A 25454-nucleotide genomic window follows, 5' to 3' on the forward strand; every position below is an offset into this window, starting at 1 on the left:
GAAACGTTCCGCCGCTCGCCCATTGCCCCCTCGGCGCAACAGCGCCAAACTCAACCGCGGACCCCGGCATCAGCTGGATCAATGTCGGGGGTCACAGCAGGATGAAGACGCTTTCACCAGGGGCGGCCAGCAATTCCTCGCCCTCGATCCAGACCTTGCAGGTTCCGGTGATCATGACGAAGGTTTCGTCTTCGCGTTCATGAAAATGGCGCGGCGGGCCGCTTCCGGCCGGTGACCAGCTGTCAACGATGGACATGGCACCCGCAGTCTGTTCGGGGGTGAGGATCGTCTTGTATTTGACGCCCAGACATTCGACAGCACCGGTCTCTTCGGTCAGGTCTTTCATCGCTTCACTCCTCGCAGTTGGACTGAAACGAAAGCGCTTTCGTTGACACGAGCCTACCCTGTCGCCACGGTATCGGCCAAACCGTATTCCCTGATACTGGCTATCGGGCAGATGAATTTCGCGACCTTCGATCTGAACCTTCTGCGCGTGCTGGATGCGGTGTTTCGCGAAGGGTCGACCGTGAAGGCCGCAGAAAAGCTGGCCCTGTCGCAATCTGCGGTATCGGGTGCCTTATCCCGTCTGCGTCATGCCCTGGGCGACCCACTGTTTGTCAGACAAGGGAACCGTCTGGTGGCGACTGACTATGCCGCCGGTCTCTGAGAGCCATTGCGCGACGAACTCGAGCGACTCGAAGCCTTGCTCGCCCCGCCCGCCGCGTTCGACCCGGAAAAGGCCACCGGCACCTTCAGAATTGCCGCCAGCGAATTCTTCGCCGAGCTTCTGATGCCGCCGCTTGGCGACCTTCTCCATCAAACGGCACCCGGCGTCCGCGCCCAGCTCGTCGATCTCGTGCTGCACGACTATGTTGCAAGTCTCGAGCGTCGCAACGCGGACATCGCGCTCATTCCTGACACCGATCTGCCGGATTGGGTTAACCGGGAACCGCTTTTCCATTCACCGTTCCACGTCATCGCCCGGTCGGGAAACCCCGGGACCATGGGGTTGGAGCCCGGTCAGACGATCCCGATGGATACTTTTTTGCGCGCTTCACCACGTGCTCTTCTCGCCCGTGGGCAATCTTGCGGCCATGGGCGACGCGGCGCTGACCCGTGTTGGCAAGCGTAGGCAGGTGGCCATGACGGTACCGGTCTTTTCAGGGGTCTGCCGGGCGGTCAGTGAAGGCGATCTGATCGCGCTGGTGCCGGCGCAGTTGGCCGCCAAGGTTGCGGAGACCTTCAGCCTCCACGTGTTCGAGCCGCCGATGCAGATCGATCCCCCCCTCATCATCGGTATCTGGCACAAACGATCAGACAACACGCCATTGGCAAGCTGGATGCGGGAGCGAGTTTTTCACCTCATGAGAGCGCTGGACGCGCAATCCTGATCGCCGGTCCCGAAATCGTCAATTGGGATCGTTTGAGACGTGGTTTGCCTTCTCCGTGCAGACGCCATCCGCGGCCTAAGGCCTTCCTGCGCTGCGCATGAAAGGTCGCTTTGGCCGAACTGCGCCGCAGCAGAAAATCGGGCTGTGAATGGCAGGTAAGGGCCGTGAGTGACTAGGCCTGCTCCCAGTATCTATGCTTCACAATGTCCAGTCATCTGCTACAGTTCTGTAGCACCCGGGGGCTGGCACCGGCGTAACCCCCTGGAAAACAATGCGGCGGATAGAGTGGAACATTCTCCCTTCGTCTCCGCCATACCCCCATTGTGAACGGGTGCTCCCTGTGAACGGGTGCTGCCCTGTGGAACGCGACCGATTGCCGGCTTTGCGCCCGCTCGGGCGGCGGTCTGGGGGCCGGATTTTCACTCGAACCGCGCCAGGGTCCGTCGCAGACGCGGGACCGGGCATCGATCCTTCGAGGTGAAAATTGTTTCGGCCTGCAACCTGCGCTACACAGGGGCAGGTCGACAGGACCAGGTCTGGAGCGCTGAACCCTGAGCATGAGCGGCGTTGGCAAAATCGAGGAACGCGAAACGCCGACGCCGCAGGCGGTTGAGGGGGTGTCTGTCGTGGTTCCGATCTTCAATGAGATCGGCAATATCGCCCGGCTGCACGAGGAACTGACCGCCGCGCTGGAGGCGATCGGCAAGCCCCACGAGATCATCCTGGTCGACGACGGATCGACCGATGGCAGCGGCGAGGCGCTGGTCGATCTGGCCGCCCGCGACCCTCGGGTACGGCTGGTCCAGTTCCGGCGCAACTACGGCCAGACGGCGGCGATGAAGGCGGGCATCGACCATGCCGGGATGGACGCAATCGTCACGCTCGACGGCGACCTGCAGAACGACCCGGCCGATATCGGCCCGATGATCGCCAAGCTGGAGGAGGGCTACGACCTGGTGCATGGCTGGCGCCGGCACCGCAGGGACGCCTTGATCAGCCGCAAGCTCCCCTCCCGGATCGCCAACCGCCTGATCTCGTGGAGCACCGGCTTTCCGATCCACGATCTGGGCTGCACGCTCAAGGCGATGCGGCGCGAGGTGCTGTCGGAGATCGAGCTATACGGCGACATGCACCGCTTCATCCCGATCCTCCTGTTCCAGCGCGGCGCGCGCTGTTTCGAGATGGAAACCCACCATCGCCCGCGCCTGTCCGGCAAGACGAAATACGGCATCGGGCGGACGCTGGTGGTGATCCTCGACCTGATGACGGTGAAATTCCTTCTCAACAGCTCGTCCCACCCGATGCTGGTCTTCGGGGGGCTGGGGCTGGCCAGCCTGGCGCTGGCGTTGCTGTCGGGGCTGGCGACGGTGGCGATGAAGCTCGCCATGGGCACCGACATGACCGGCAACCCGCTGCTGCTGCTGTCGGTGATGTCGGGGCTGGCCGGGCTCCAGCTGCTGAGCCTCGGTATTTTGGGCGAGGTGCTGGCGCGGGTCTATTACGGCCAGGGCAGGCGCGTGCCCTATGCGGTGCGGCGGCTGGTGAATTTCGAAGAGCCGGCGCTGACCGGCCACGGGGGCGCGGATGGCAAGGGTTGAGGAACCGGCGGCCGACACGCAGCCGTGGTTGCGCGCGCTGCTCGGGGGCGCGGGGCCGCGGCCGCGCGATCTGGCCGCGCTGGTCGCGATCCTGGCGGTGGCGGCGGCGCTGCGGTTCTGGGATATCACCCAGCCGCTGGTCGATGTCTTCAGCTGGCGCGAGGCCAGCACCGCCATGATGGCCGACAATTTCCGAACCGGCGGCTGGAACATCTTCTTCCCGGAGGTCAACTGGACCGGCCCCGGGCCGAGCTATCAGGGGCGCGAGTTCCAGCTTCTCAGCTATATCGTGGCGATCCTGCACGCCATTTTTGGCTGGCACGACTGGTTCGGCCGGCTGGTGGCGGCGCTGTTCGGCATGGTCACGGTGTTCGCGCTGCATCGGCTGACCGCGCTGATCTGGGATGAGCGCCACGCCCATGCCGCGGCGTTGAGCTACGCGCTGATGCCCGGCGCGATCATCATCGACCGATCCTTCCTGCCCGATCCCGCGATGCTGGCGCTGGTCACCCTGGGGCTGTGGCTGTTCCTGCGCCACTGGGTCGAGGGCGGCGGGCGGATGCTGGTCTTGGGGACGGCGGCCTTCACGCTCGGCGCGCTGGCCAAGCTGCCGGGGCTCGGCGCCGGTCTGGTGGTGCTCTGGCTGGTCGGGGTCTGGCTGGCGCGGGGGCAGCTGCGGCGCGCGGGGCTGACCGTTCTGGCCACGGCCGCGGGGCTCGTGGCGATCGCCGGCTACTACGCCTGGGCGGTATACCTGGGCAACAGCTACCCGCCTTACCACGTCGCCGGCAGCGGTTATGTCTGGGACTACGGGCTCGACACATTCATCGCCAATGGCTTCTACCTGGAGGACCTGTGGTTCACCGCGGTCTGGTGGTTCCACGGATACCCGATCCTGCTGCTGATCGCGGTCGGGCTGTGGATGGCGCCGGGCTGGGCCGCGATCGGCCGCGACCGGGCGCTGGCGGTGGTGCCGCATGTCTGGCTGCTGGGCGCGCTGATCGTCTATTTCGCCGCCGCGCGCGAGATCACCAACAACCCCTGGAACCTGCATATCCTGCATGTCCCGCTGGCGATCTTCTGCGGGCGCGGGCTGATCGTGCTGGTCGACATGGGCCGCGCGGCGACGCCGGCCGCCGCAAGCGGGGTTTTGCGGACCGGCCTTGTCGTTCTGGCGGTGCTGCTGCTGTCCACCCTGCCGCTGAGCCAGCGGCTCAAGGACGCGCAGGGCGAGGAGGCGCGGCTGATGGGCCGCAGGCTGGACGCGCTGGCCGGTCCGGACGACCTGGTGATCGCGGTCAGCCCCGTGGTCGGCGATCCGATCGGGGTCTATTACAGCCGCAGGCGCGGCTGGGTGTTTCCGCCCGGCGGCGGCGACGGCGACTGGTCCGCCTTCGAGGAGGACGATGCCGCCGCCATCGCGCAGCTTGAGGCGCTTCGCGCGCAGGGTGCGCGCTGGTTCGCGGTGACCCGCAATGCCAAGGACAGCCGCGCCCGGCTGTTCTTCGAGCATCACGCGGGGGTTCTGGACTATCTCGAGGCCAACGCCACGCGCGCCGCGGACAGCAGCAACTATGTGATCTACCGGCTCGACGGCGGCAGCGGCGCCTCGCCGTCGTCGCCGGAGCGGGATATGAGCCAGAGATTCCTGAAATAGACGGCCAGGCCCATCGCCTGGCCGAGCATGAACACCGGGTCCCAGCGGTAGACCGCGTAGGACAGCATCATCACCCCGCCCAGGACCGAGAAATGCCAGAAGGCCACCGGGACCACCGATTTGCCGGCGCGTTCCGAGGACAGCCACTGGACGATGAAGCGCAGCCCGAACATCGCCTGCGCGGCGAAGCCGAGCATCACCCAGAGCAACTCTGAGGCGGTGTCCACGTTGAACAGGGCGAGTAGGTCCATCCCGTTCTCCCTCGGGGCCGGCGCGGCCGGGGCCGCAGGTGGCCGGCCGGCGCAACGGGTCCAGCATCATCCATCCGGCGCGTGCGCGCAACAGGGTCGTGGCGCGCCGGGGCGGGGTTCAGCCGGCCGGCGGCAGCGTGACCACGGCCTCGAACCCGGTTTCGCGGCCCGCAGGAGGCGAGCGCAGCGTGAGCGTTCCTTCCGCGCGCTCGGCGATGGTGCGGGCAATGGCAAGGCCCAGCCCGGTGCCATCCCCCGCGTCCGCGCCCCGCTCGAAGCGCAGCAGCAGGCGATCCAGTGTTTCGGGCGGCACGACCGGTCCCTCGTTAGCGACCGAGAGGGTGCCGTCGCCCGACAGCCGGATCGCGACGGGCCTGTCCGGCGCGCCGTGCTTCAGCGCGTTTTCGATCAGATTGCGGCACAGGATCCCGAAGGCGTCGGGGTCGATGTCGGACAGCACCGGCGCGTCGGGCATGGCCAGCGCCAGCCGGCCGGCCGGGTCGGAGCGCTCGAAATCGGCCGCGACGATCCGCAGCACCGGCCGCAGGTCGGCGGGGTTGCCCGTGCGCAGCCGGCTGCCCTCGGCACGGGCGAGCTGCATCAGCTTTTCCGACAGCCGGGTCAGCCGCTTCAGGCTGGTCTCGATGTCGGCGGCACGCTGGGCGGCCTGCGGGTCGGCCACCTCGGCGCGCAGGCGCTGCGCCTGGGCGATGGCGCCGGCGATGGGGGTGCGCAACTCGTGCGCGGCGTTGGCGGCGAAGCTGCGCTCGGCCTCGAAGGCCGCGTCGAGGCGCTCGAACAGCTGGTTCAGCGCGCCCACCACCGGCGCGACCTCGGTGGGCAGGCCGTCGCCGGGCACCGGCGACAGGTCGCGCGCATGTCGCGCGCCGAGGTCGTCGCGCAGCCGCCGCAGCGGGCGGAAGCTCAGCCGCACCGCGGCCAGGATCCCGATCAGGCTGAGCGGGATCACCACCAGCAGCGGCAGCCCGAGGCCGAGCCGCATCTCGCCGGCGACGGCGGCGCGGTGGCTCAGCGGCTCGGCCACGGCGATGGTGAGGCTCTCGCGCAGGGCGGCGTCGTAATAGAGCCGGTGGGTCGCGGTCTGGCGGAAGCCCGTCCCCGCATAGGGCGGGAAGATGGTCTCGTCGGCGGCATGGGAATGCAGCAGGACCCGGCCCTGCGCGTCGCGGACGATATAGGTGAACAGCTCCTCGTGCTCGCGCAGCGTGGCGATGCGCTGCGCGACGGCCGCCTCGTCGCGCCCGAGAATGTCGAGCACGGCGAGGGGGAGGATCCGCTGCGCCGTCTCCTGCAGCGCCGAATCGAACACCTCGTCCATCTCGTGACGCAGCAGCGCCGAGGTGACCGTGGCCGCCGCGATCCACAGCAGCGTGACCACCAGCCCGATGCCCAGCGCGAGCCGCAGTTGCAGGGAACGCGGCGCGGTCATGCCGTGCCCAGCCGGTAGCCGAGGCCGCGCTCGGTCTCGATGATGGAACGGCCCAGTTTCTTGCGCAGGCGGCTGACATGGACCTCGATCGTGTTGCTCTCGATCTCGGTGTCGAAGGAATAGAGATGCTCTTCGAGTTGTGCCTTGGACAGCAGCTGGCCGGGGCGCTGGACGAAGGCCTCGAACAGCACCCATTCGCGCGCGGTCAGCGGCACCGGGCGGCCGTCCCTGCGGACGCTGCGGGCGCCGAGGTCGATCTCCAGCGCGCCGATCGTGACGATGGGGTTGGGGTTGCCGGCGTAGCGCCGCGCGACCGATCCGATGCGGGCCGACAGCTCCGCCAGGTCGAAGGGCTTGACCATGTAGTCGTCGGCGCCGGCGTTCAGCCCCTCGATGCGGTCCGACACCTGGTCGAGCGCGGTCAGGATGATGACCGGGGTCACGTCGCCCTTCGCCCGGAGCGCGCGCAGGAACGGGATGCCGCGCCCGTCGGGCAGCATCAGGTCGAGAAGCACCAGGTCGTAGCTGGCCGCCGCCATCGCGTCGCCCGCCGCGTCCAGCCGGGTGACCCAATCCGCGGAATGGCCGTCCGCGGCGAGCTGGTCGCGCACGGCGGCGCCCAGAACGGTGTCGTCCTCGATCAGCAGAATACGCATCGTCGCGGTCCCCTTTCCGCTCCAGCCTATCCCCTGCGCGCCTGACGGGAACCTGACATTTTGGTTGCCCGTGCTTCAGGTCTGCGTCAGCTTGAAGGCGCAGGACAGGCGCAAGTTATCTCGGACGGGAGTTTGGACGATGCGGAAGTCCCTGACAATTCTGTCGTTTCTGGCGACCTCCTGCGTGGCCGGCGCGGCCCTTGCCGACGACGATTGCCACGTCCCCATGTCCGAATGGCAGCCGCGCGAGGCGGTGCAGCGCATGGCCGAGGAGCGGGGCTGGACGGTGCGGCGCATCAAGATCGACGATGGTTGCTACGAGATCGACCTGCGCGACGCCGACGGGCGCGCGCTGGAGGTCACGGTCGATCCCGGCACGCTCGGGATCATCGAAATGGAATACGAGGACGAGGGCGCCGCCGACCTGCGCGACGCGCCGTCGCGGGCAGAACCGGGAGCCGTGCCGGGCACGGCCCCCGAAATCAAGGAGAACTGAGAGATGATTCGTGTCTGGGATCCGCTGGTGCGGGTGTTTCACTGGAGCCTCGTGGCCGCCTTCGCGGTGGCGTGGCTCTCGGCCGAAGAGGTGCAGCCGCTGCACGAATGGGCAGGCTATGTCGTCGCCGCGCTGATCGCGGTGCGGGTGGTCTGGGGGGTCGTCGGCTCCCGCTATGCCCGCTTCAGCCAGTTCGTGTGCGGCCCGGGCAAGGTCGTGGACTATCTCCGCGCCATGCTGGGTGGGCACGAGCCGCGCTACATCGGCCACAACCCGGCCGGCGCGGCGATGATCCTTGCCATCCTGATCACGCTTTCCGGCACGGCCTTCACCGGCTGGCTGATGGAGGAAGACGCCGAGCGTCAGGCGGTCATTTCGGCGCTGCCGCAGATCGTGGCCCCTGCCTATGCCGACGAGGAACGGTCGGGCGAGCGCGGCGAGCGTGGCGAAAACGGCGAAGGCCCCGATGGCCCGCTCAAGGAGGTGCACGAGGTTTTCGCCAACCTGATGCTCCTGCTGGTCGGGCTCCATGTCGGCGGTGTCGTGCTGGCCTCGATGCGCCATCGCGAGAACCTCGCGCGGGCCATGATCACCGGCGAGAAACGCGCGCCTGAGCCCGGCGACATTTCCTGATCCCCGTTCCCGAGGGCCTTCCTCTCCCCAAGGCCCGCCCCTGCGCCCCGCCATCCCTCCCCGGCGGGGCGTTTCTTTCCTGACGGCAGGCTGACGGAGAAACCCGGCCGCCGTCAGGAAGCGATCAGGCTGAGGCGGGATGCTCCGGCATCGAACCAGCCACGGGAGATCCCACAATGAAATTCACCCTTGCCCTGCTTGCCGCCTCGACCGCGATCGGCGCGGCCCTCGCCATTCCGGCATCGGGCGCGATCGGCGCGTCCGGGCCCGGCGCCTCGGCGGACCTGCCGGCGGGCCAGGTCCTGGTGCTTGCCAGCGACGATCGCCACGACAAGGAGCATCGCCTGTTCTGGCTGCGGCTTGGCCATGACGACGATGACGATCATCACGGCGATGACGATGACGATGACGATGAAGATGATGAGTGCGACGACGACGACGGCGATGGGCGCGGCTGCCGCGCGGGCGTGAACCCCGCCCCGGCCGGCACGGTCGCGCCGCCCGCCAACGGCCTGTTCGGCCCCGGCGCCACCCCCAAGGCGCAGGTGAACTGATCCGCCCCACGCCCCGCCGGCCGTCGCGCGTCGGCGGGGCGGCGCAAGCGGGGGCGTCGGGCCGCCTCCGCCCGGATGCTGACGACAGGCTGAAGCAGAATCGCCCGCCGCGTCAGCGCCGGATCAGCGTGAGGCCCGACGCTCCGCCCATGAACGCAATCCCTGGAGATACACGATGAAATCCGCTCTTGCCCTGCTTGCCGTCACCACGGCCCTCACGCTGCCGGGCGTGGCCCTGGCCCGTCCGGTCACGCTGACCACGACCCTGAACAATTACGGCGGAGATGGCGCCTATCTCGCCTTCTATGTCACCGACGCGCAGGGGGCCTATGTCGGCAGCCTGTGGATGGCGGGCGGGAAGTCGAAATATTACGAGCATCTCAACGACTGGCATCGCGCCACCGGCGGCAACACCGCCGAGATCAACGGCATCACCGGCGCCAGTGTCGGCGCCGGGCGGGAATTGTCGATCACCCTCGACCTGACGGACGCGCTGTTCGACGCGGGTTACACGCTGCATGTCGATGCGGCGGTCGAGGACATGCGCGATTCCCCCTCCGAGGTGGTGGTGCCGCTGACCGCCGAGGGGGCGGGGCAGGCCCACCGGGGCCGGCGCTACATCGCCGCCGTCAGCTACGACATGTGACCGGGGGAGGCTGCCATGATCCGCTCCCTGCACAGATGGCCCGGCCTGCTGGCGGCGGCGCTGCTGGTGGTGCTCGCGCTCAGCGGCGCGGCCCTGTCCGTCCTGCCCGCGGTCGAGGCGGCGCGCGCGCCCGCCGCGGCCGGACCCGGGCTGAGCGTGGCCGAGCTGACCGGGCGGATCATGGCGGCCTATCCCGGCGTCGAGCAGATCCGCCGCGCGCCCTCGGGCCGCATCACCGCCTACTGGTTCGAGGGCGGCCGCCCCGGCGCGGCGGTGATCGACCCGCGATCGGGGCAGGGCGTGGCATCGGCCGACACGCCGGCGTTCGAGCACTGGCTGACGAAGCTGCACCGCTCGCTCTTCCTCGGCGACGGCGGCCGGATCGCGGTCGCCGCGGGGGCCGCGGCGATGCTGGCGCTGGCGCTGTCGGGCCTCGCGCTGGTCGCGCGCCGCGCGGGCGGGTGGCGGCGGATCTTCGCACCGCTCAAGGGGCCGTTGCCGGGGCGGCTGCATGTCGAGATCGCCCGGCTCTGCGTGTTCGGGCTCACGCTGTCCTCTGCGACCGCGCTGTGGATGAGCGCCTCGACCTTCGGCCTCCTGCCCGAGGGGGCGGGCGCGCCGGGGTTCCCGTCCGCGGTGAGCGGCCAGACCGGCCGCGCCCCCGCCAGCATCGGGGTGCTGCGCGACACGCCGGTTTCGGCGCTGCGGGAGCTGACCTTTCCCTATCCGGGCGACGCGACCGACGCCTTCACGCTGAAGACCGGCGCCGGCGCCGGCTATATCGACCAGGGCACCGGCGCGCTGCTGGCGTGGCGCGACCTTGGCGCGTGGGAGCGGGCGACGGAAACCGTCTACAGGCTGCACACCGGCGAGGGCGCGGCGCTGCTCGGTCTGATCCTCGGGCTGATGGCGTTGGGCGTGCCGGTCATGGCGGGCACGGGCGCGGTGATCTGGGTCGCCGGGCGCCGCGGGCGGCCGCGCCTGCGGTCGAACGCCGCGCCCGGGCAGGCCGACACCATCGTTCTGGTGGGCAGCGAGGGCGGCAGCAGCTGGGGCTTCGCCGCGACGCTGCACGCGGCGCTGACCGCGGCGGGGCAGAGGGTGCACATGGCGCCGATGTCGGGGTTCGCCCCGGCGCGCTACGCCCGGGCGGCGCGCATCGTGGTTCTGGCCGCGACCTATGGCGAGGGGGCGGCGCCGGCCTCGGCGCGGGGCTTCCTCGACCGGCTCGCCGCGCTGCCCGAGGCGCCGCGCGCGCCGCTGGCCGTTCTGGGCTTCGGCGACCGCAGCTTCCCGGCGTTCTGCGCCTTCGCCGACGAGATCCGCCGCGCGGCCGAGGCGAAGGGCTGGGCGCAGCTGCTGCTGATCGACAGGGTGGACCGCCAGTCGCCTCAGGATTTCGCCCGCTGGGGCCGGGCGCTGGGTGCGGCGATGGGAATGCCGCTTGAGCTGAACCACCAGCCGCAGGTGCCGAAAACCGAGGGTCTGACCCTGGTCTCGCGCCGCGATTACGGCGCCGAGGTGCAGGCGCCCACCGCGATCCTGCGCTTCGCCCTGCCGCGGCGGACGCTGTGGCAACGGATCACCGGGCGCGGGCTTGGCCGCTTCGCCGCAGGCGACCTGCTGGGCATCCTGCCCGAGGGCTCCGCCGTGCCGCGGTTCTATTCGCTCGCCTCCGCCAGCTGCGATGGCTTTGCCGAGATCTGCGTGCGCAAGCATCCCGGCGGCCTGTGCTCGGGCCAGCTGATGGAGCTGCGGCCGGGGCAGGGCGTCCGCGCCTTCCTGCGCCGCAATCCCGGCTTCCGCCCCGCGCGCGGGGCCGCGCCGGTGATCCTCGTGGGGGCGGGGACGGGCATCGGTCCGCTGGCCGGCTTCGCCCGGGCGAACCGCCGCGGCCGCCCCCTGCATCTCTATTTCGGCGCGCGCCACCCCGACAGCGACCTGCTCTATGGCCGGGAACTGGCGGAGTGGCAGGCCGGGGGGCGGCTTGCCTCGGTCACCGCCGCCTTTTCGCGCGCGGCCGAGCGCGCCCATGTGCAGGACGCGCTGCGGCGCGACGGGGCGCGGGTGGCGCGGCTGATCGCCGGGGGGGCGCAGGTCATGGTTTGCGGCGGGCGCGAGATGGCCGCCGGGGTCGCGGAGGCGCTGGCCGACATCCTGGCCCCCGCCGGCCTGACCCCCGCCATGCTGAAAGCCGAGGGACGCTATGCCGAAGACGTTTACTGAGCTGACCCGCCACGCGCTGAACGGCCCGACGATGGGCACGCGCTGGTCGGCGCTGTTCCACATGCCGCCCGGGTTCGACGTCGCGCCCGTGCGTGCCGCGATGGCCGCCGCCGTGGCCGAGGTGGACGCGCAGATGTCCACCTGGCGGGCCGAAAGCGACCTGATGCGCCTGAACGCGGCCGCGCCCGGCGCATGGGTCGCCGTGCCGGAGCGCCTGGCGGAGGTGCTGGCCTGCGGTCTGCGCGTCGGGCGCGAGTCCGGCGGCGCCTTCGACATCGGCATGGGCGACGCGGTGGCGGCCTGGGGCTTCGGCCCCGCCGCGGCGGCGCCGGAGCGGATCCGCCAGGCCCTCGCCGCGCCGCGCCGGCCCGCCCATGAATTGCTGGAGCTGGACGCGGCGAAGCTGCGCGCGCGCAAGCACGGGGCGCTGTCGCTCGATCTTTGCGGGATCGCCAAGGGTTATGGCGTGGACCGCCTGGCCGAGACCGCGCGGGCCTTCGGCATCGACGCCGCCCTTCTGGGCATCGACGGCGAATTGCGCGCGCTGGGCCTCCAGCCCGACGGCGCGCCCTGGGCGGTCGCGGTCGAGCGCCCCGATGCCGCCGCCCGCGCGCCGCTGTCGATCCTCGCGCTCTCGGATGGGGCGGTGGCCACCTCGGGCGATTACCGCCACTGGGTCGAGGTCGGCGGGCGGCGGCTGTCGCACACGATGGACCCGCGCCGGGGCGGGCCGCTGCCGCGCTCTCCGGCCTCGGTGACGGTGGTGGCCGGGACCTGCATGGTGGCCGATGCCTGGGCCACGGCACTGATGGTCATGGGCAGCGGCGAGGGCGCGGATTTCGCGCGGCGCCGGGGGCTTGACGCGCTGTTTCTCGATCGGGACGCGGGGGGCGGCTTGCGTCAGACGCCGGTGGGTCCCCTGTTCGCGGCGTGACGCCGCGGCCCCGCGGGCGGCGGGGCATGCAACGCTTGTGATCCGATCGGCAATTGCCGTATGCCGGTCCGGGGGAGCGACGCGATGCTCGTTGCATCCGCAAGTCGGGGTCAGGGCGTTGGCATTCACAATCCGGCAGCTTCAGTATTTCGTGGCGGTGGCCGAGCACGGCTCGGTCAGCCGGGCGGCGCATGCGCTGGCGATTTCGCAATCCGCCGTGACCGAGGCGGTCAAGTTCCTCGAAGAGGATCTGGGCGTGAAGCTGTTCGAGCGCCATTCGCGCGGCCTCAACGTCACGCACAAGGGGCACCAGTTCCTGCGCCACGCCACCTCGATCCTGTCGGAGGTCTCCGGCGCCCGCCGCGCCCTGGCCGAGGAGACCGAGGCGATCAGGGGGCATCTGCATCTCGGCGTGACCTCGCTGATGGCGGGCTATGTGATGTCCGACCTTCTGGCCAAATACCGCCGCGCCAACCCCCAGGTCGAGGTTTCGGCGATCGAGGACAACGGCGAGTATCTCGAACATCTTCTGATCGGGGGTGAGCTGGACGTCGCCGTGATGGTGATCTCCAACCTGCACGACAAGCTGGCCCTCCAGGTCGAGATCCTGGACGTGTCGCCCTATCGGCTGTGGCTACCCATCGGCCATCCCCTGACCCGGCAGGACAGCGTCAATGTCGGCGATCTGGCCGGCGAACAGCTGATCATGCTGGACATCGACGAGATGGGCGAGGCGGCGATGAAGCTGCTGTCGGCGCTGGGCACGCGGCCCAAGATCGCCTTCCGCACCCGCTCGGTCGAGGCGGTGCGCAGCCTCGTCGCGACCGGCGCCGGGATCGCCCTGCTGCCCGATCTGGTCTACCGGCCCTGGTCGCTCGAAGGCGACCGGATCGAATCGCGCGACGTTTCGGGCACGCTGCCGGTGGTGCAGGTCGGCATGGTCTGGCGCAAGGGGTCGCCGCTGTCGGCGGCGGCAAAGGATTTCATCTCCATCGCCAAGGGGCAGCAGACGGCGCGGGAGCGCTGAGCCTGATATCGGAAATGCCGATATCATGTTTCTGGTTAATGAATTTGTGAATTCATGCCGCTCCCCCCATGCTCTTCGCAAACAATAAGGGGCGCGGGACTGCGCCCTCTCCAACTGTCCACATGAGGGAGTCTTCCATGAACATGTTTCTGAAATCCTGCACCGTGCTGGCCGTGGCCGGCACCCTGGCCGGTCAGGCGGCGGCCGCCGAGATGCTGACCGAGGTCGGCCCCGGCGAAGGCCAGGTCAACATCGTGGCCTGGCCCGGCTATATCGAACGCGGCGAGACCGACGCGGCCTTCGACTGGGTGACCAAGTTCGAGGCGGCCACCGGCTGCCAGGTCAACGTCAAGACCGCCAACACCAGCGACGAGATGGTCGCGCTGATGAACGAGGGCGGCTTCGATCTGGTGACGGCCTCGGGCGATGCCTCGCTGCGGATGATCGCGGGCAAACGCGTGCAGCCGATCAACATCGACCTGATCCCCAGCTGGGGCAGCGTGGACGACCGTCTGAAGGAGGCGCCTTGGCACTATGTCGATGGCCAGCATTATGGCACGCCCTACATGTGGGGCCCGAACGTGCTGATGTATTCGACCGAGGCGTTCGACCAGGCGCCCGAAAGCTGGTCGGTGGTGTTCGAGGAGATGACCCTGGCCGACGGCAAGTCCAACAAGGGCCGGGTGCAGGCCTATGACGGCCCGATCCATATCGCGGATGCCGCCAACTATCTGATGTATCACCGCCCCGAGCTGGGCATCACCTCGCCCTACGAGCTGAACCAGGAGCAATACGACGCAGCCCTCGACCTGCTGCGCGGCCAGCGCGAGCTGGTGGCGCGCTACTGGCATGACGCCTTCATCCAGATCGACGACTTCAAGAACGAGGGCATGGTCGCCTCGGGCTCCTGGCCGTTCCAAGTGAACCTGCTGCAGGCCGACGGCGTCAAGGTCGCCTCGGTGATCCCGCAGGAGGGCGCCACCGGCTGGGCCGACACCACCATGCTGCACGCCGAGGCCGAGAACCCGAACTGCGCCTACATGTGGATGGAGCACACGCTGTCCTCGAACCTGCAATCGGACCTGTCGGTCTGGTTCGGCGCGGTGCCGTCGGTTCCGGCCGCCTGCACCGACGGGCGCGGCATGCAGAATGCCGAAGGCTGCTCGGCCAACGGCCTGGACGATTTCGACCGGATCAAGTTCTGGCAGACCCCGGTTTCCAAATGCGAGAGCCAGGGCAGCTGCGTGCCCTACTACCGCTGGGTCTCCGACTATATCGGGGTGATCGGCGGCCGCTGATCCGACCCACCAACGCCCGCCGCCCCCGGGGCGGCGGGCCAGCACGACAGGAATTCCATGACAACCGCTGTACGTTTCACCGGCGTTTCTCGCCATTTCGGGTCTGTCCGGGCCGTGGACGGGGTCGATATCGAGATCGCCGAAGGGGAGTTCTTCGCCATGCTCGGGCCGTCGGGCTCGGGTAAGACGACCTGCCTGCGCCTGATCGCGGGATTCGAGCAGCCCACCGCCGGTGAGATCGCCATTTTCGGCGAGCCCGCGCAGGGCGTGCCGCCCTACAAGCGCCATGTGAACACCGTGTTCCAGGATTATGCGCTGTTCCCGCATCTCAGCGTAATCGACAACGTGGCCTATGGCCTGATGATCGCGGGCCAGCCGAAGGCGCAGCGCCGCCGCGCCGCCGAGGAGGCGCTGGAGATGGTCGCGCTGCCCGGCTACGGCACGCGCAAGCCCTCCGAGCTGTCGGGCGGCCAGCGCCAGCGGGTCGCCCTGGCCCGGGCGCTGGTCAACCGCCCCAAGGTGCTGCTGTTGGACGAGCCGCTGGGCGCGCTGGACCTGAAGCTGCGCGAGCAGATGCAGGAAGAGCTGAAGGCGCTTCAGCGCAAGCTGGGCATCACCTTCGTCTTCGTCACGCACGACCAGGGCGAGGCGCTGTCCATGGCCGACCGGGTCGCGGTGTTCAACGAGGGCAGGATCGTCCAGGTCGGCCAGCCGCAGGACATCTATTACCGCCCCGAGGTGCCCTTCGTGGCGGATTTCGTGGGCTCATCCAACGTCTTCCCGCCGGATCTGACCGAGCGGCTGACGGGCAAACGCGCCCATGCCGCCCTGCGCCCCGAGGCCGTGCGCCTCGGCGCCGAGGGCCACGGGGCGACGGTGCGCGGCAGCAGCTTCATCGGCACGGCCACCAAGGTCGCGCTGGACATGGATGGCATCCCGATGATCGCGCTGCTGCCCAAGGGCGCCCCCGTGCCCGAGGCGGGCGCGCAGGTGCGTGTGAGCTGGGCCGACGAGGACCTGCATGTGATGGACCCGAACGCATGAGCGATGCAGCGATCGAAACCCCGCGCAGGGCAGGCTGGCTGACGTCGGTGTCGGACAGCCTCTGGCGCAACCCGCGGCTGCTGATCTTCCTGCTGCTGACGCCGCCGGCGCTGTGGCTGGGGATCATCTATCTCGGCTCGCTCTTCGCGCTGCTGGCGCAGAGCTTCTTCTCGATCGACGAGTTCTCGGGGGTGATCGTCTACGAATTCACCCTCAAGACCTACCGGGAGCTGTTCACGCCGGCGAATTTCGACATCATCATCCGCACCGTGGTGATGGCCGCGGCGGTGACGCTGGCCGCGGTGATCGTGAGCTTTCCCATCGCCTATTACGCAGCGCGCTACGCGCGCGGCAAATGGAAGGCGGTCTTCTACCTCGGCGTCATGCTGCCGCTGTGGTCGAGCTACCTGGTCAAGGTCTATTCGTGGAAGCTGATCCTGGCCAAGGAGGGCATCCTGAACTGGCTGTTCGAGGCGCTGCACCTGACCTGGCTGCTGAACGCCTATCTGTCGATTCCGGTGATCGGCGGCAATTCCCTCTCGGTCAGCTGGACCGGAACCTTCCTGGTGTTCCTCTATGTCTGGTTGCCCTTCATGGTGCTGCCGATCCAGGCCTCGCTGGAGCGCATCCCGGCCTCGATGCTGGAGGCGTCGGGCGACCTGGGCGCGACGCCCGCCCAGAGCTTCCGCCATGTGCTGCTGCCGCTGTCGCTGCCGGGGGTCATCGCCGGGTCGATCTTCACCTTCTCGCTGACGCTGGGCGATTACATCATCCCGCAGATCGTCGGCTCGTCGCGCCGGTTCATCGGCCAGGCGGTCTATGCCTATCAGGGCACCGCCGGGAACATCCCGCTGGCCGCCGCCTTCGCCGTCGTGCCGATCGTGATCATGGGCGTCTATCTGTGGATCGCCAAACGGAACGGAGCCTTCGATGCACTCTGACCGCGCGCCAATGGGGCTCAAGATCGCCGCCGGGGCAGGGCTGGCCTTCATGCATCTGCCGCTGATCCTGATCTTCGTCTACGCCTTCACCACCGAGGAGAAATCCTATCAGTGGCCGCCCCCGGGCCTGACCCTGAAATGGTTCGCTGTCACCTGGGGCCGCGCCGATGTCTGGGAGGCGCTGTCGCTGTCGCTGCGCGTCGCCGCGATCTCCACCGCGATCGCGCTGGTGCTGGGCACGCTCTGCGCCGCCGCCGTGAGCCGGTCGAAATTCTTCGGCCGCGAGGCGATCTCGCTGATGGTGATCCTGCCGATCGCGCTGCCCGGCATCATCACCGGCATCTCGCTGCGCGCGGCCTTCAACCTGGCGGATATCCCGTTCAGTTTCTGGACCATCGTCCTGGGTCACGCGACCTTCTGCGTGGTGGTGGTCTACAACAACGCGGTGGCACGGTTCCGCCGGATCTCCGGCTCGCTGATCGAGGCGTCTCTGGATCTTGGCGCGGACAGTTTCCAGACCTTCCGCCATGTGATCCTGCCCAATATCGCGACCGCCCTTCTGGCGGGCGGGATGCTGGCCTTCGCGCTGAGCTTCGACGAGGTGATCGTGACCACCTTCACCGCCGGCCAGCAGCAGACCCTGCCGATCTGGATGCTGGAAGAGCTGGTCCGCCCGCGCCAGCGGCCCGTGACCAACGTGGTCGCGATGGTCGTGGTGCTGGTCACCTTCCTGCCGATCCTCGGCGCCTACTACCTCACCCGCGGCACGGAAAGCGTCGCCGGCCAGGGCAAATGACAAAAGGGAGAGCCCAAATGGAAACCAAGATGCTGATCGGATCGTCCTTCGAGGCCGGCACCGAGACCGAAGAGACCGTCCTCAACCCGCGCACCGGAGAGACCATCCTCAAGATGCCCGAGGCCAATGCCGGCCAGATCGACCGCGCCGTGGCCGCCGCTCGGCAGGCTTTCGCCAGCTGGTCTCGCACCACGCCGGGCGAGCGCTCGGCCAAGCTTCTGGCCATCGCCGACGCGATCGAGGGCAACCTCGAGGAACTGGCGCGGCTGGAGGCGCTGAACTGCGGCAAGCCGATCAACGAGGTCCGCACCGCCGAGGTGCCTGCGGTGGCCGACTGCTTCCGCTATTTCGCGGGGGCGGTGCGCAACATGCACGCCCCGGCGGCGGGCGAATACATGGAGGGGCACACCTCGATGATCCGGCGCGACCCGATCGGCGTCGTCGCCTCGATCGCGCCCTGGAACTACCCGATGATGATGATGGCGTGGAAGCTGGCGCCGGCGCTGGCGGGCGGCAACACCGTGGTGCTGAAGCCCTCCGAGCAGACGCCGCTGACGGCGCTGAAGCTGGCCAAGATCATGGCCGACATCCTGCCCGAGGGCGTGGTCAACGTGATCGTGGGGCAGGGCGCCAGCGTCGGCAACACGCTGATCAACCATCCCGGCGTTGACATGGTGTCGATCACCGGCGACATCGCCACCGGCAAGAAGGTGCTGCAGGCCGCCGCCAACAGCGTCAAGCGCACGCATCTGGAGCTGGGCGGCAAGGCGCCGGTCATCATCTATGACGACGCCGATCTCGTCCGCGTCGTCGAGGGGCTGAAGGCCTTCGGCTACTACAACGCCGGGCAGGACTGCACCGCCGCCTGCCGCATTTACGCCGGCGCGAAGATCTACGAGAAGCTGGTGGCGGAGCTGTCGCAGGCCGCCGCCTCGATCGTCTACGACAACGCGGACGACACGCTGAACGAGATCCCGCCGCTGATCAGCCAGCGACAGTGCGACCGCGTGGCGAGCTTCGTCCAGCGCGCCGCCGAGCAGCCGCATATCGAGGTCACCACCGGCGGCGCGGTGCATCAGGGGGCGGGATTCTACTATCAGCCGACCGTGATCGCGGGCGCCCTGCAGCACGACGAGATCGTCCAGCGCGAGGTGTTCGGCCCCGTGGTCTCTGTCACCCGCTTCACCGGGGACGACGACGTCATCGCCTGGGCCAACGACAGCCAGTATGGCCTCGCCTCCTCGGTCTGGACCTCGGATATCGGGCGGGCGATGGACGCCTCCTCGCGGCTGCAATACGGCTGCACCTGGGTGAACACGCATTTCATGCTGGTTAACGAGATGCCGCATGGCGGGTTGAAGCAATCCGGCTACGGCAAGGACATGTCGATGTATGCCCTGGAGGATTACACCGCCGTCCGCCATGTCATGATCGCGCATTGATCCCCCTGAGCTGCCGCGGCGCCCGCCGCGGCAGCGCCAGCCCGAAACCGGCGGCCGGGCAAGCGCGGCCCCGGTGGTTTTCCCTCCTCGGATCTGCCAATCATCGCCCCGGGCGATGGAAAGCCGCGGCCGCGCCGCCCTTGCGCACGCGCACGCGTCCCGGGCGGTCATCTTCGGTCTGGGCGGGCGGGGCCTTTGCGGCTAGGGTCCGGGGAACCGGGATCTGGCATGGGATGAGAGATGAGCGGCAGAGAGCTTCCGCGCAAAGACCTTTTCGATCTCCCCGAGGGGGTGATCTATCTCGACGGCAATTCGCTGGGCCCGCTGCCCAAGGGCGCGGCGGAGCGCGCGCTGACCGTGCTGCGCGACGAATGGGGCGGTGAACTGATCAAGGCGTGGAACAGCGCCGACTGGATCTCGCTGCCGCGGCGCGTGGGCGACCGGATCGCCCCGCTGATCGGCGCGCCCGAGGGCTCGGTCGCTACCGGCGACACGCTGTCGATCAAGGTCTACCAGGCGCTGGCCGCCGCGCTGAGGCTGCGGCCCGACCGCCGCGTGATCCTGTCGGACAGCGGCAATTTTCCCACCGATCTCTACATGGCGCAGGGGCTGATCGACACCATCGGCAAGGGCCATGCGCTGCGCACCCCCGCGCCCGGGGACGTGGCCGAGGCGATCACCGACGAGGTGGCCGCGGTGATGCTGACCCATGTCGATTACCGCTCGGGTCGGATGCATGACATGGCGGCGATCACCAGGCGCGCTCATGCGGCCGGCGCGGTGATGATCTGGGACCTCGCGCATAGCGCGGGCGCGGTGCCGGTGAACCTGACGGCGTGCAATGCCGAGTTCGCGGTCGGCTGCACCTACAAATACCTCAACGGCGGCCCCGGCGCGCCGGCCTTCATCTATGCCCGCCCGGATATCGTGGACGAGGTGCAGCCCGCGCTGGCGGGATGGATGGGCCATGATGCGCCCTTCGCGATGGAACTGGGCTATCGCCCCGCCATGTCGACCGAGCGGCTGCGCGTGGGCACGCCCCCGATCGTCCAGCTGTCGATCCTGCAACAGGCGCTGGGCGTCTGGGACGGGGTGGAGATGGCCGATATCCGCGCCGCCTCCATCGCCCTGTCCGAGCGTTTCATAACCGAGGTCGAGGCGCGCTGCCCGCAGCTGGTGCTGGCCTCGCCGCGCGACGCGCAGGCGCGCGGCTCGCAGGTGTCCTTCGCCTTCGAACATGGCTACGCCGCCATGCAGGCGCTGATCGAGCGCGGCGTGATCGGCGATTTCCGCGCCCCCAACATCATGCGCTTCGGCTTCGCGCCGCTCTATCTCGACGCGGCGGATATTGTCAGGGCTGCCGAAACCATCGAGGATGTCATATCAAACGAGCTGTGGCGGGACGCGAAATACCACAGCGTTTCGCGCGTGACCTGACCGCAAGCCACCAAGAGAGGACTGCAATGACCTGCCTGTTCATCCAGATCCAATGTCGCCCCGGCACCACCTACAGGGTGGCCGATGCGATCGCCCTGCGCGAGATCCATTCGGAACTCTACTCCGTCAGTGGCCAATACGACCTGCTGATGAAGATGTATGTGCCCGAGGGCGAGGATGTCGGGAAATACATCAACGAGAACCTGCTGGACATCGACGGGATCGAGCGCACCTACACCACCCTGACCTTCAAGGCGTTCTGAGGCCGCAGGGCAGGCGCGCCGCCCATTTCCGAACAGACACAGCCCGTTTCGCAAGGCATGGGCAAGACATTCGGCCCCGGTCAGCGGGGCCACATCTTCACCAACAGGAGAGACCAATGAGTATTGCAAGAACCATCTCGACCGCCGCGATCGCGGCCGCGATCGCGCTGGGCGCGGCATCGGCCCGGGCCGAGGGCGTCAAGGTCGGCATGATCACCACCCTGTCGGGCGGCGGCGCCGGCCTCGGTATCGACGCCCGCGACGGCTTCATGCTGGCGGTCAAGCAGGCCGGCGACGCCGGCATCGAGGTCATCATCGAGGATGACCAGCGCAAGCCCGATGTCGCGGTGCAGCTGGCCGACAAGATGATCCAGTCTGACAAGGTGGACGTTCTGACCGGCATCATCTGGTCGAACCTCGCGATGGCGGTGGTTCCCGCGGCCGTCGCGCAGGGCAAGTTCTACCTCTCGGTCAACGCCGCGCCCTCGGCGCTGGCGGGCAAGGGCTGCAACCCGAACTATTTCTCGGTCGCCTATCAGAACGACAACCTGCACGAGGCGGCCGGCGCCTATATCGCCAATGCCGGCTACAAGAAGCCGTTCATCCTCGCCCCCAACTACCCGGCGGGCAAGGACAGCCTGACCGGCTTCAAGCGGTTCTACACCGGCGAGCTGGCGGGCGAGGTCTACACCAAGCTCGGCCAGACCGACTATGCCGCCGAGATCGCCCAGATCCGGGCCTCCGGCGCGGACAGCGTGTTCTTCTTCCTGCCCGGCGGCATGGGGATTTCCTTCATGAAGCAATACGCCGACAGCGGCGTCGGCCTGCCGGTCGTGGGCCCGGCCTTCAGCTTCGACCAGGGCATCCTGGGCGCCGTGGGCGAGGCCGCGCTGGGGGTGAAGAACACCTCGCAGTGGAGCAAGGACATCGACAACGCCGCCAACAAGGCCTTCGTCGAAAGCTTCCAGGCCGAATACGGCCGCCTGCCGTCGCTTTACGCGGCGCAGGGCTTCGACACCGCGAACCTGCTGATCTCGGCCCTGGCCAAGGCGGATATCTCGGATGCCGATGCCTTCCGCGCGGCGCTGGAGGCGGCGGATTTCGCCTCCGTGCGCGGTGATTTCGCCTTCGCGCCGAACAACCACCCGATCCAGGACATCTATGTCCGCGAGGTGATCAAGGAAGGCGAGGTGATCACCAACAAGATCGTCGGCGTCGCGATCGAGGACCGCTCGAACGCCTATGTGGACGAGTGCAAGATGTAAGACCCCGGCGCCGGGCGGCCGCGTGCCGCCCGGCGCCCTGACGGGATAGGCGGATGTCCACTCTCCTTCTGATCGAACAGGTGCTGAACGGCCTGCAACTCGGCGTCATGCTGTTTCTGATGGCCGCCGGGCTGACCCTGATCTTCGGGGTCATGGGGCTGATCAACCTCGCGCATGGCTCGCTTTACATGGTTGGCGCCTTCGCGGCGGCGGCGGTGGCGGCGGCCACGGGGTCGTTCCTGCTGGCGCTGGCGGCGAGCCTGGCGGCGGCGGCCGCCGCCGGCGCGGTGATCGAGCTGGGCGTGATCCGGAGGCTTTACGACCGCGACCACCTCGATCAGGTGCTGGCCACCTTCGCGCTGATCCTGGTCTTTTCCGAAGGCACGCGGTGGATCTTCGGCTCCTTCCCGCTGTTTCTCGAGGTGCCGGATTACCTGTCAGGGCCGGTCACGCTGTTCGGCGGCATCCAGTATCCGCTTTACCGGCTGGTGATCATCCTGGCGGGGCTGGGGATCGCGGCCGGGCTGTTCCTGCTGATCGGGCGCACCCGGATCGGCATCCAGATCCGCGCCGGCGAGGCCGACCGCGAGATGATCGCGGCGCTGGGGATCGACATCACCCGGCTCTACACGCTGGTCTTCGCGCTGGGCGCGGCGCTGGCGGGGCTGGCGGGTGCGCTGGTGGGCGCGATCCAGTCGGTGCAGGTGGGCATGGGCGAGCCGGTCTTGATCCTGGCCTTCGTGGTGATCGTCATCGGCGGCATCGGCTCGGTCAAGGGGGCGCTGGTGGGCGCGCTTCTGGTGGGGCTGACCGATACGCTGGGGCGCAGCTTCCTGCCCGGGCTGTTCGGCCTGATCATGGAGCCGGCGGCGGCCACCACGGTGGGCTCGGCGCTGGCCTCGATGGCGATCTACATCCTGATGGCGGGCGTGCTGCTGTTCCGCCCCCGCGGCCTGTTCGGGGTGGCATAGATGCGGGAACGGCATATCAACGCAATTCTGCTGGGCGGGCTGCTGGCGACCGCGCTGGCGGCCTGGGGGCTGGACCAGCCCTTCACCATCACGCTGGCGACCAAGGTCGCGATCCTCGCGCTGGCGGGCGTCGGGCTGAACATCACGCTGGGCCTCGGCGGCATGATCAGCCTCGGCCATGCGGCGTTCTTCGGGATCGGTGGCTATGCCATGGGCATCCTCGCCAGCCACGCCCAGAATTACACGCCGCTGATGGAGGCGCCCCTGCTGATCGAGGGCACCAACTCCATGCCGGTGATCTGGCTGGTGGCGATCGCCGCCAGCGCCCTTGCCGCGCTGGTGATCGGCGCGCTGTCGCTGCGCACGACGGGGGCCTATTTCATCATGGTCACGCTGGCCTTCGGCCAGATGCTTTACTACTTCGCCATCTCCTGGCCCGCCTATGGCGGCGAGGATGGGCTTTCGATCTATGTGCGCAACGGGTTTCCGGGGCTGAACACGCTGGACCCGATCCAGTTCTTCGGCCTGTGCTTCGTCCTTCTCTGCCTTGTGCTGCTGTTCGTCGCACGCCTTGGCCGCGCGCCCTTCGGGCTGGCGCTGACCGCGGCACGGCAGGTGCCCGCGCGGGTCGAGGCGGTGGGTCTGTCTCCCTACCGGCTGCAACTGGTGGCCTTCGTGCTGTCGGGGGCGATCACCGGGCTGGCGGGCGCGCTCTTCGCCGATCTCAACCGCTTCGTCAGCCCGGCCATGTTCAGCTGGCAGACCAGCGGAGAGATCATGGTCTTCGTGATCCTTGGCGGCGTGGCGCGGCTGTGCGGGCCGGTCGCCGGCGCCGCGCTGTTCATTTTGCTGGAGCACTGGCTGGGCGCGCTGTCGGAGTTCTGGCACATCTACCTTGGCGCGCTGCTGCTGATCGTGGTGCTGTTCGCGCGGGGTGGGCTGATCGGCCAGATCGCGGGGCGGGAGGCGGCGCATGACTGAGCCCGTCCTTTCCGTCCGTAACCTCGAAAAATCTTTCGGCGCGCTGAAGGCCACCGACGGCGTGTCGCTGGACCTGCGGCCGGGCGAGATCCACGCGCTGATCGGCCCGAATGGGGCAGGGAAGTCCACGCTGATCGGCCAGATCGCCGGGAATATCCGGCCCGACCGCGGCGAGGTCCGCTTTGCCGGGCGCGACGTGACCGGGCTGCCGACCGGCGCGCGGGCGCGGATGGGGCTGGGGCGGACCTTCCAGATCTCGGCGCTGGCGATGGAGCACACGGTGCTGCAGAACGTCGTGCTGGGTGCGCTGGCCGCGCGGGGCGGGGCGATGCGGTTCTGGAGGCCGGTGCTGCAGGACGGCGCATTACTGGAGCAGGCCGAGGCGGCGCTGGGGCGCGTGGGCCTGTCCGAGCACACCGCCGCGCGCACCGCCGAGCTGAGCCACGGCCAGCGCCGCCAACTGGAGGTCGCGGTCGCGCTGGCGCTGAGGCCGCGCGCCTTCCTGATGGACGAGCCGATGGCGGGGCTGGGCGCCGAGGGCTCGAAACAGCTGACAGGGTTCCTCGACGGGTTGCGGGCGGAGGCGCCGATCCTGCTGGTGGAGCATGACATGGATGCCGTCTTTGCGCTGGCCGACCGGATCAGTGTGCTGGTCTACGGCCGGGTCATCGCCACCGGCACCGCAGAGGAGATCCGCGCCAGCCGCGAGGTCCGCGAAGCCTATCTGGGGGAGGAGGACGCATGAGCCTGCTGGAGCTGGAAGGTGTCGAAGCGGTCTACGGCACGACGCAGGCGCTGTTCGGCGTGGACCTCGCGCTGGGCGAGGGCGAGGTGCTGGCGCTGATGGGCCGCAACGGCATGGGCAAATCGACCACGGTCAAGGTGATCTGCCGTCTGCTGCCACAAAGCGCGGGGCTGGTGCGTTTCGACGGTCGGCTTCTGGCCGGGATGCCGGCGCATCGGGTGGCGCGGCTGGGTGTCGGGCTGGTGCCCGAGGGGCGGCGCTGTTTCGCCAATCTCACGGTGCGCGAGAACCTGATCGCCGCGGCGCGGCCGGGCGACTGGACGCTCGCGCGGGTGCATGACCTTTTTCCGCGGCTGGCCGAGCGGGCGGGGCAGCGCGCGGCGCTGCTCTCGGGCGGCGAGCAGCAGATGCTGGCCATCGGGCGGGCGCTGATGACCAACCCCAAGCTGCTGATCCTCGACGAGGCGACCGAGGGGCTGGCCCCGATCCTGCGCCAGGCGATCTGGGACGTGATTGCCCGGATCAAGCGCGAGACCGGCCTGTCGATCCTGGTGATCGACAAGTCGCTGCGCGAGCTGTCGCAGGTCGCCGACAAGGCGGTGATTCTCGAACGCGGCCGTTCGGTCTGGAGCGGGGCGTTTTCCGACCTGGATGCCGGGGTGGCCGGGCAATATCTCGGCGTTTGACGCGGGCGGGGCGCGGCGCTGACGTCAGGTCATCCCGTCCGCGCTGTCGCCCCCAAGGCCATTGAC

28 protein-coding genes are annotated in these 25454 nt (G+C 68.8%); 24 read left to right on the forward strand and 4 right to left on the reverse strand.

Annotated elements, in window-relative coordinates; translation table 11 throughout:
* Nucleotides 1-91: 91 nt before the first annotated feature.
* On the reverse strand, nucleotides 92-346 hold the full coding sequence (locus KCI33_RS14225; RefSeq protein ID WP_212525465.1) for a cupin domain-containing protein: 255 nt from the start codon (nucleotides 344-346) through the stop codon (nucleotides 92-94).
* A 111-nt stretch (nucleotides 347-457) separates the two neighbouring features.
* Between KCI33_RS14225 and KCI33_RS17930 the strand changes: the two genes are divergently transcribed.
* The 5 genes from KCI33_RS17930 (at nucleotide 458) to KCI33_RS14240 (ending at nucleotide 4646) form a co-directional block, all read left to right on the forward strand.
* Entirely contained in the window at nucleotides 458-667 is a 210-nt protein-coding gene (locus KCI33_RS17930) for a LysR family transcriptional regulator (protein WP_249139075.1), read from the forward strand.
* Nucleotides 668-673: 6 nt separating this feature from the next.
* On the forward strand, nucleotides 674-1132 hold the full coding sequence (locus tag KCI33_RS17935) for a LysR substrate-binding domain-containing protein (RefSeq protein ID WP_249139076.1): 459 nt from the start codon (nucleotides 674-676) through the stop codon (nucleotides 1130-1132).
* 10 nt (nucleotides 1133-1142) lie between these two features.
* Nucleotides 1143-1391, forward strand: coding sequence for a hypothetical protein (locus KCI33_RS17940; protein ID WP_249139077.1), 249 nt, complete (start codon nucleotides 1143-1145; stop codon nucleotides 1389-1391).
* Between the two features lie 557 nt (nucleotides 1392-1948).
* Complete coding sequence (locus KCI33_RS14235) at nucleotides 1949-2989, forward strand: glycosyltransferase family 2 protein (protein WP_212525466.1); 1041 nt, start codon at nucleotides 1949-1951, stop codon at nucleotides 2987-2989.
* Entirely contained in the window at nucleotides 2976-4646 is a 1671-nt protein-coding gene (locus KCI33_RS14240; protein ID WP_212525467.1) for a glycosyltransferase family 39 protein, read from the forward strand. The genes KCI33_RS14235 and KCI33_RS14240 overlap by 14 nt, the downstream gene beginning before the upstream one ends.
* Here the strand turns inward: KCI33_RS14240 and KCI33_RS14245 are convergent.
* The 3 genes from KCI33_RS14245 to KCI33_RS14255 all read right to left on the reverse strand — a co-directional run bounded on the left by KCI33_RS14245 (nucleotide 4571) and on the right by KCI33_RS14255 (nucleotide 7003).
* Nucleotides 4571-4897: a lipid-A-disaccharide synthase N-terminal domain-containing protein gene (locus KCI33_RS14245; RefSeq protein ID WP_212525468.1), complete on the reverse strand. Its 327-nt coding sequence runs from the start codon at nucleotides 4895-4897 to the stop codon at nucleotides 4571-4573. The two genes, KCI33_RS14240 and KCI33_RS14245, sit on opposite strands and share 76 nt — an antisense overlap.
* Before the next feature lie 118 nt (nucleotides 4898-5015).
* A complete protein-coding gene (locus KCI33_RS14250) occupies nucleotides 5016-6347 on the reverse strand; it encodes an ATP-binding protein (protein ID WP_212525469.1) in 1332 nt (443 codons plus the stop codon).
* Complete coding sequence (locus tag KCI33_RS14255; RefSeq protein ID WP_212525470.1) at nucleotides 6344-7003, reverse strand: response regulator transcription factor; 660 nt, start codon at nucleotides 7001-7003, stop codon at nucleotides 6344-6346. The genes KCI33_RS14250 and KCI33_RS14255 overlap by 4 nt, the downstream gene beginning before the upstream one ends.
* Before the next feature lie 139 nt (nucleotides 7004-7142).
* Between KCI33_RS14255 and KCI33_RS14260 the strand changes: the two genes are divergently transcribed.
* The 19 genes from KCI33_RS14260 (at nucleotide 7143) to KCI33_RS14350 (ending at nucleotide 25388) form a co-directional block, all read left to right on the forward strand.
* Nucleotides 7143-7499, forward strand: coding sequence for a PepSY domain-containing protein (locus tag KCI33_RS14260; protein WP_212525471.1), 357 nt, complete (start codon nucleotides 7143-7145; stop codon nucleotides 7497-7499).
* 3 nt (nucleotides 7500-7502) lie between these two features.
* Complete coding sequence (locus KCI33_RS14265) at nucleotides 7503-8132, forward strand: cytochrome b/b6 domain-containing protein (protein ID WP_212525472.1); 630 nt, start codon at nucleotides 7503-7505, stop codon at nucleotides 8130-8132.
* A gap of 176 nt (nucleotides 8133-8308) precedes the next feature.
* The gene (locus KCI33_RS14270) at nucleotides 8309-8686 is read left to right on the forward strand and encodes a hypothetical protein (RefSeq protein ID WP_212525473.1); all 378 of its coding nucleotides are present in this window, start codon (nucleotides 8309-8311) and stop codon (nucleotides 8684-8686) included.
* A gap of 175 nt (nucleotides 8687-8861) precedes the next feature.
* On the forward strand, nucleotides 8862-9332 hold the full coding sequence (locus tag KCI33_RS14275; protein ID WP_212525474.1) for a DUF2271 domain-containing protein: 471 nt from the start codon (nucleotides 8862-8864) through the stop codon (nucleotides 9330-9332).
* 15 nt (nucleotides 9333-9347) lie between these two features.
* Nucleotides 9348-11558 (forward strand): PepSY domain-containing protein, encoded by a 2211-nt coding sequence (locus tag KCI33_RS14280; RefSeq protein WP_212525475.1) that lies wholly within the window; start codon nucleotides 9348-9350, stop codon nucleotides 11556-11558.
* Nucleotides 11539-12492: an FAD:protein FMN transferase gene (locus KCI33_RS14285; RefSeq protein WP_212525476.1), complete on the forward strand. Its 954-nt coding sequence runs from the start codon at nucleotides 11539-11541 to the stop codon at nucleotides 12490-12492. Before KCI33_RS14280 ends, KCI33_RS14285 begins: the two co-directional genes overlap by 20 nt.
* Before the next feature lie 118 nt (nucleotides 12493-12610).
* Entirely contained in the window at nucleotides 12611-13519 is a 909-nt protein-coding gene (locus KCI33_RS14290; protein WP_212525477.1) for a LysR family transcriptional regulator, read from the forward strand.
* Nucleotides 13520-13656: 137 nt separating this feature from the next.
* Complete coding sequence (locus KCI33_RS14295) at nucleotides 13657-14817, forward strand: ABC transporter substrate-binding protein (RefSeq protein ID WP_212525478.1); 1161 nt, start codon at nucleotides 13657-13659, stop codon at nucleotides 14815-14817.
* 57 nt (nucleotides 14818-14874) lie between these two features.
* Nucleotides 14875-15861, forward strand: a complete 987-nt coding sequence (locus tag KCI33_RS14300; RefSeq protein WP_212525479.1) for an ABC transporter ATP-binding protein — start codon at nucleotides 14875-14877, stop codon at nucleotides 15859-15861.
* Complete coding sequence (locus KCI33_RS14305; protein WP_212525480.1) at nucleotides 15858-16802, forward strand: ABC transporter permease; 945 nt, start codon at nucleotides 15858-15860, stop codon at nucleotides 16800-16802. The genes KCI33_RS14300 and KCI33_RS14305 overlap by 4 nt, the downstream gene beginning before the upstream one ends.
* Nucleotides 16792-17598 carry an ABC transporter permease gene (locus tag KCI33_RS14310; protein WP_212525481.1) on the forward strand — a complete coding sequence of 269 codons (807 nt, stop codon included), beginning with the start codon at nucleotides 16792-16794 and terminating at the stop codon, nucleotides 17596-17598. The genes KCI33_RS14305 and KCI33_RS14310 overlap by 11 nt, the downstream gene beginning before the upstream one ends.
* Before the next feature lie 17 nt (nucleotides 17599-17615).
* Nucleotides 17616-19040 (forward strand): gamma-aminobutyraldehyde dehydrogenase, encoded by a 1425-nt coding sequence (locus tag KCI33_RS14315; RefSeq protein ID WP_212525482.1) that lies wholly within the window; start codon nucleotides 17616-17618, stop codon nucleotides 19038-19040.
* Between the two features lie 240 nt (nucleotides 19041-19280).
* Nucleotides 19281-20477 carry a kynureninase gene (kynU, locus tag KCI33_RS14320; RefSeq protein WP_212525483.1) on the forward strand — a complete coding sequence of 399 codons (1197 nt, stop codon included), beginning with the start codon at nucleotides 19281-19283 and terminating at the stop codon, nucleotides 20475-20477.
* Nucleotides 20478-20503: 26 nt separating this feature from the next.
* Nucleotides 20504-20740 (forward strand): Lrp/AsnC ligand binding domain-containing protein, encoded by a 237-nt coding sequence (locus tag KCI33_RS14325; protein ID WP_212525484.1) that lies wholly within the window; start codon nucleotides 20504-20506, stop codon nucleotides 20738-20740.
* Nucleotides 20741-20856: 116 nt separating this feature from the next.
* Nucleotides 20857-22005, forward strand: coding sequence for an ABC transporter substrate-binding protein (locus KCI33_RS14330; protein WP_212525485.1), 1149 nt, complete (start codon nucleotides 20857-20859; stop codon nucleotides 22003-22005).
* 53 nt (nucleotides 22006-22058) lie between these two features.
* The gene (locus KCI33_RS14335; RefSeq protein ID WP_212525486.1) at nucleotides 22059-22976 is read left to right on the forward strand and encodes a branched-chain amino acid ABC transporter permease; all 918 of its coding nucleotides are present in this window, start codon (nucleotides 22059-22061) and stop codon (nucleotides 22974-22976) included.
* Entirely contained in the window at nucleotides 22977-23957 is a 981-nt protein-coding gene (locus KCI33_RS14340) for a branched-chain amino acid ABC transporter permease (RefSeq protein ID WP_212525487.1), read from the forward strand. It abuts the gene before it with no gap.
* Nucleotides 23950-24702, forward strand: coding sequence for an ABC transporter ATP-binding protein (locus tag KCI33_RS14345; RefSeq protein ID WP_212525488.1), 753 nt, complete (start codon nucleotides 23950-23952; stop codon nucleotides 24700-24702). Before KCI33_RS14340 ends, KCI33_RS14345 begins: the two co-directional genes overlap by 8 nt.
* Nucleotides 24699-25388 (forward strand): ABC transporter ATP-binding protein, encoded by a 690-nt coding sequence (locus KCI33_RS14350; RefSeq protein WP_212525489.1) that lies wholly within the window; start codon nucleotides 24699-24701, stop codon nucleotides 25386-25388. Before KCI33_RS14345 ends, KCI33_RS14350 begins: the two co-directional genes overlap by 4 nt.
* Nucleotides 25389-25454 lie beyond the last annotated feature (66 nt).

Source organism: Actibacterium sp. MT2.3-13A (genome assembly GCF_018139985.1).
In the GTDB taxonomy this organism is placed as follows: Bacteria; Pseudomonadota; Alphaproteobacteria; order Rhodobacterales; family Rhodobacteraceae; genus JAGSOU01.

What these genes read in the sequence shown, in the direction of transcription:
- KCI33_RS14225 (WP_212525465.1), bottom strand. Translation starts at nt 346, where the DNA reads ATGAAAGACCTGACCGAAGAGACCGGTGCTGTCGAATGTCTGGGCGTC.
- KCI33_RS17930 (WP_249139075.1), top strand. Translation starts at nt 458, where the DNA reads ATGAATTTCGCGACCTTCGATCTGAACCTTCTGCGCGTGCTGGATGCG.
- KCI33_RS17940 (WP_249139077.1), top strand. Translation starts at nt 1,143, where the DNA reads ATGACGGTACCGGTCTTTTCAGGGGTCTGCCGGGCGGTCAGTGAAGGC.
- KCI33_RS14235 (WP_212525466.1), top strand. Translation starts at nt 1,949, where the DNA reads ATGAGCGGCGTTGGCAAAATCGAGGAACGCGAAACGCCGACGCCGCAG.
- KCI33_RS14240 (WP_212525467.1), top strand. Translation starts at nt 2,976, where the DNA reads ATGGCAAGGGTTGAGGAACCGGCGGCCGACACGCAGCCGTGGTTGCGC.
- KCI33_RS14245 (WP_212525468.1), bottom strand. Translation starts at nt 4,897, where the DNA reads ATGGACCTACTCGCCCTGTTCAACGTGGACACCGCCTCAGAGTTGCTC.
- KCI33_RS14250 (WP_212525469.1), bottom strand. Translation starts at nt 6,347, where the DNA reads ATGACCGCGCCGCGTTCCCTGCAACTGCGGCTCGCGCTGGGCATCGGG.
- KCI33_RS14255 (WP_212525470.1), bottom strand. Translation starts at nt 7,003, where the DNA reads ATGCGTATTCTGCTGATCGAGGACGACACCGTTCTGGGCGCCGCCGTG.
- KCI33_RS14260 (WP_212525471.1), top strand. Translation starts at nt 7,143, where the DNA reads ATGCGGAAGTCCCTGACAATTCTGTCGTTTCTGGCGACCTCCTGCGTG.
- KCI33_RS14265 (WP_212525472.1), top strand. Translation starts at nt 7,503, where the DNA reads ATGATTCGTGTCTGGGATCCGCTGGTGCGGGTGTTTCACTGGAGCCTC.
- KCI33_RS14270 (WP_212525473.1), top strand. Translation starts at nt 8,309, where the DNA reads ATGAAATTCACCCTTGCCCTGCTTGCCGCCTCGACCGCGATCGGCGCG.
- KCI33_RS14275 (WP_212525474.1), top strand. Translation starts at nt 8,862, where the DNA reads ATGAAATCCGCTCTTGCCCTGCTTGCCGTCACCACGGCCCTCACGCTG.
- KCI33_RS14280 (WP_212525475.1), top strand. Translation starts at nt 9,348, where the DNA reads ATGATCCGCTCCCTGCACAGATGGCCCGGCCTGCTGGCGGCGGCGCTG.
- KCI33_RS14285 (WP_212525476.1), top strand. Translation starts at nt 11,539, where the DNA reads ATGCCGAAGACGTTTACTGAGCTGACCCGCCACGCGCTGAACGGCCCG.
- KCI33_RS14295 (WP_212525478.1), top strand. Translation starts at nt 13,657, where the DNA reads ATGAACATGTTTCTGAAATCCTGCACCGTGCTGGCCGTGGCCGGCACC.
- KCI33_RS14300 (WP_212525479.1), top strand. Translation starts at nt 14,875, where the DNA reads ATGACAACCGCTGTACGTTTCACCGGCGTTTCTCGCCATTTCGGGTCT.
- KCI33_RS14305 (WP_212525480.1), top strand. Translation starts at nt 15,858, where the DNA reads ATGAGCGATGCAGCGATCGAAACCCCGCGCAGGGCAGGCTGGCTGACG.
- KCI33_RS14310 (WP_212525481.1), top strand. Translation starts at nt 16,792, where the DNA reads ATGCACTCTGACCGCGCGCCAATGGGGCTCAAGATCGCCGCCGGGGCA.
- KCI33_RS14315 (WP_212525482.1), top strand. Translation starts at nt 17,616, where the DNA reads ATGGAAACCAAGATGCTGATCGGATCGTCCTTCGAGGCCGGCACCGAG.
- kynU (WP_212525483.1), top strand. Translation starts at nt 19,281, where the DNA reads ATGAGCGGCAGAGAGCTTCCGCGCAAAGACCTTTTCGATCTCCCCGAG.
- KCI33_RS14325 (WP_212525484.1), top strand. Translation starts at nt 20,504, where the DNA reads ATGACCTGCCTGTTCATCCAGATCCAATGTCGCCCCGGCACCACCTAC.
- KCI33_RS14330 (WP_212525485.1), top strand. Translation starts at nt 20,857, where the DNA reads ATGAGTATTGCAAGAACCATCTCGACCGCCGCGATCGCGGCCGCGATC.
- KCI33_RS14335 (WP_212525486.1), top strand. Translation starts at nt 22,059, where the DNA reads ATGTCCACTCTCCTTCTGATCGAACAGGTGCTGAACGGCCTGCAACTC.
- KCI33_RS14340 (WP_212525487.1), top strand. Translation starts at nt 22,977, where the DNA reads ATGCGGGAACGGCATATCAACGCAATTCTGCTGGGCGGGCTGCTGGCG.
- KCI33_RS14345 (WP_212525488.1), top strand. Translation starts at nt 23,950, where the DNA reads ATGACTGAGCCCGTCCTTTCCGTCCGTAACCTCGAAAAATCTTTCGGC.
- KCI33_RS14350 (WP_212525489.1), top strand. Translation starts at nt 24,699, where the DNA reads ATGAGCCTGCTGGAGCTGGAAGGTGTCGAAGCGGTCTACGGCACGACG.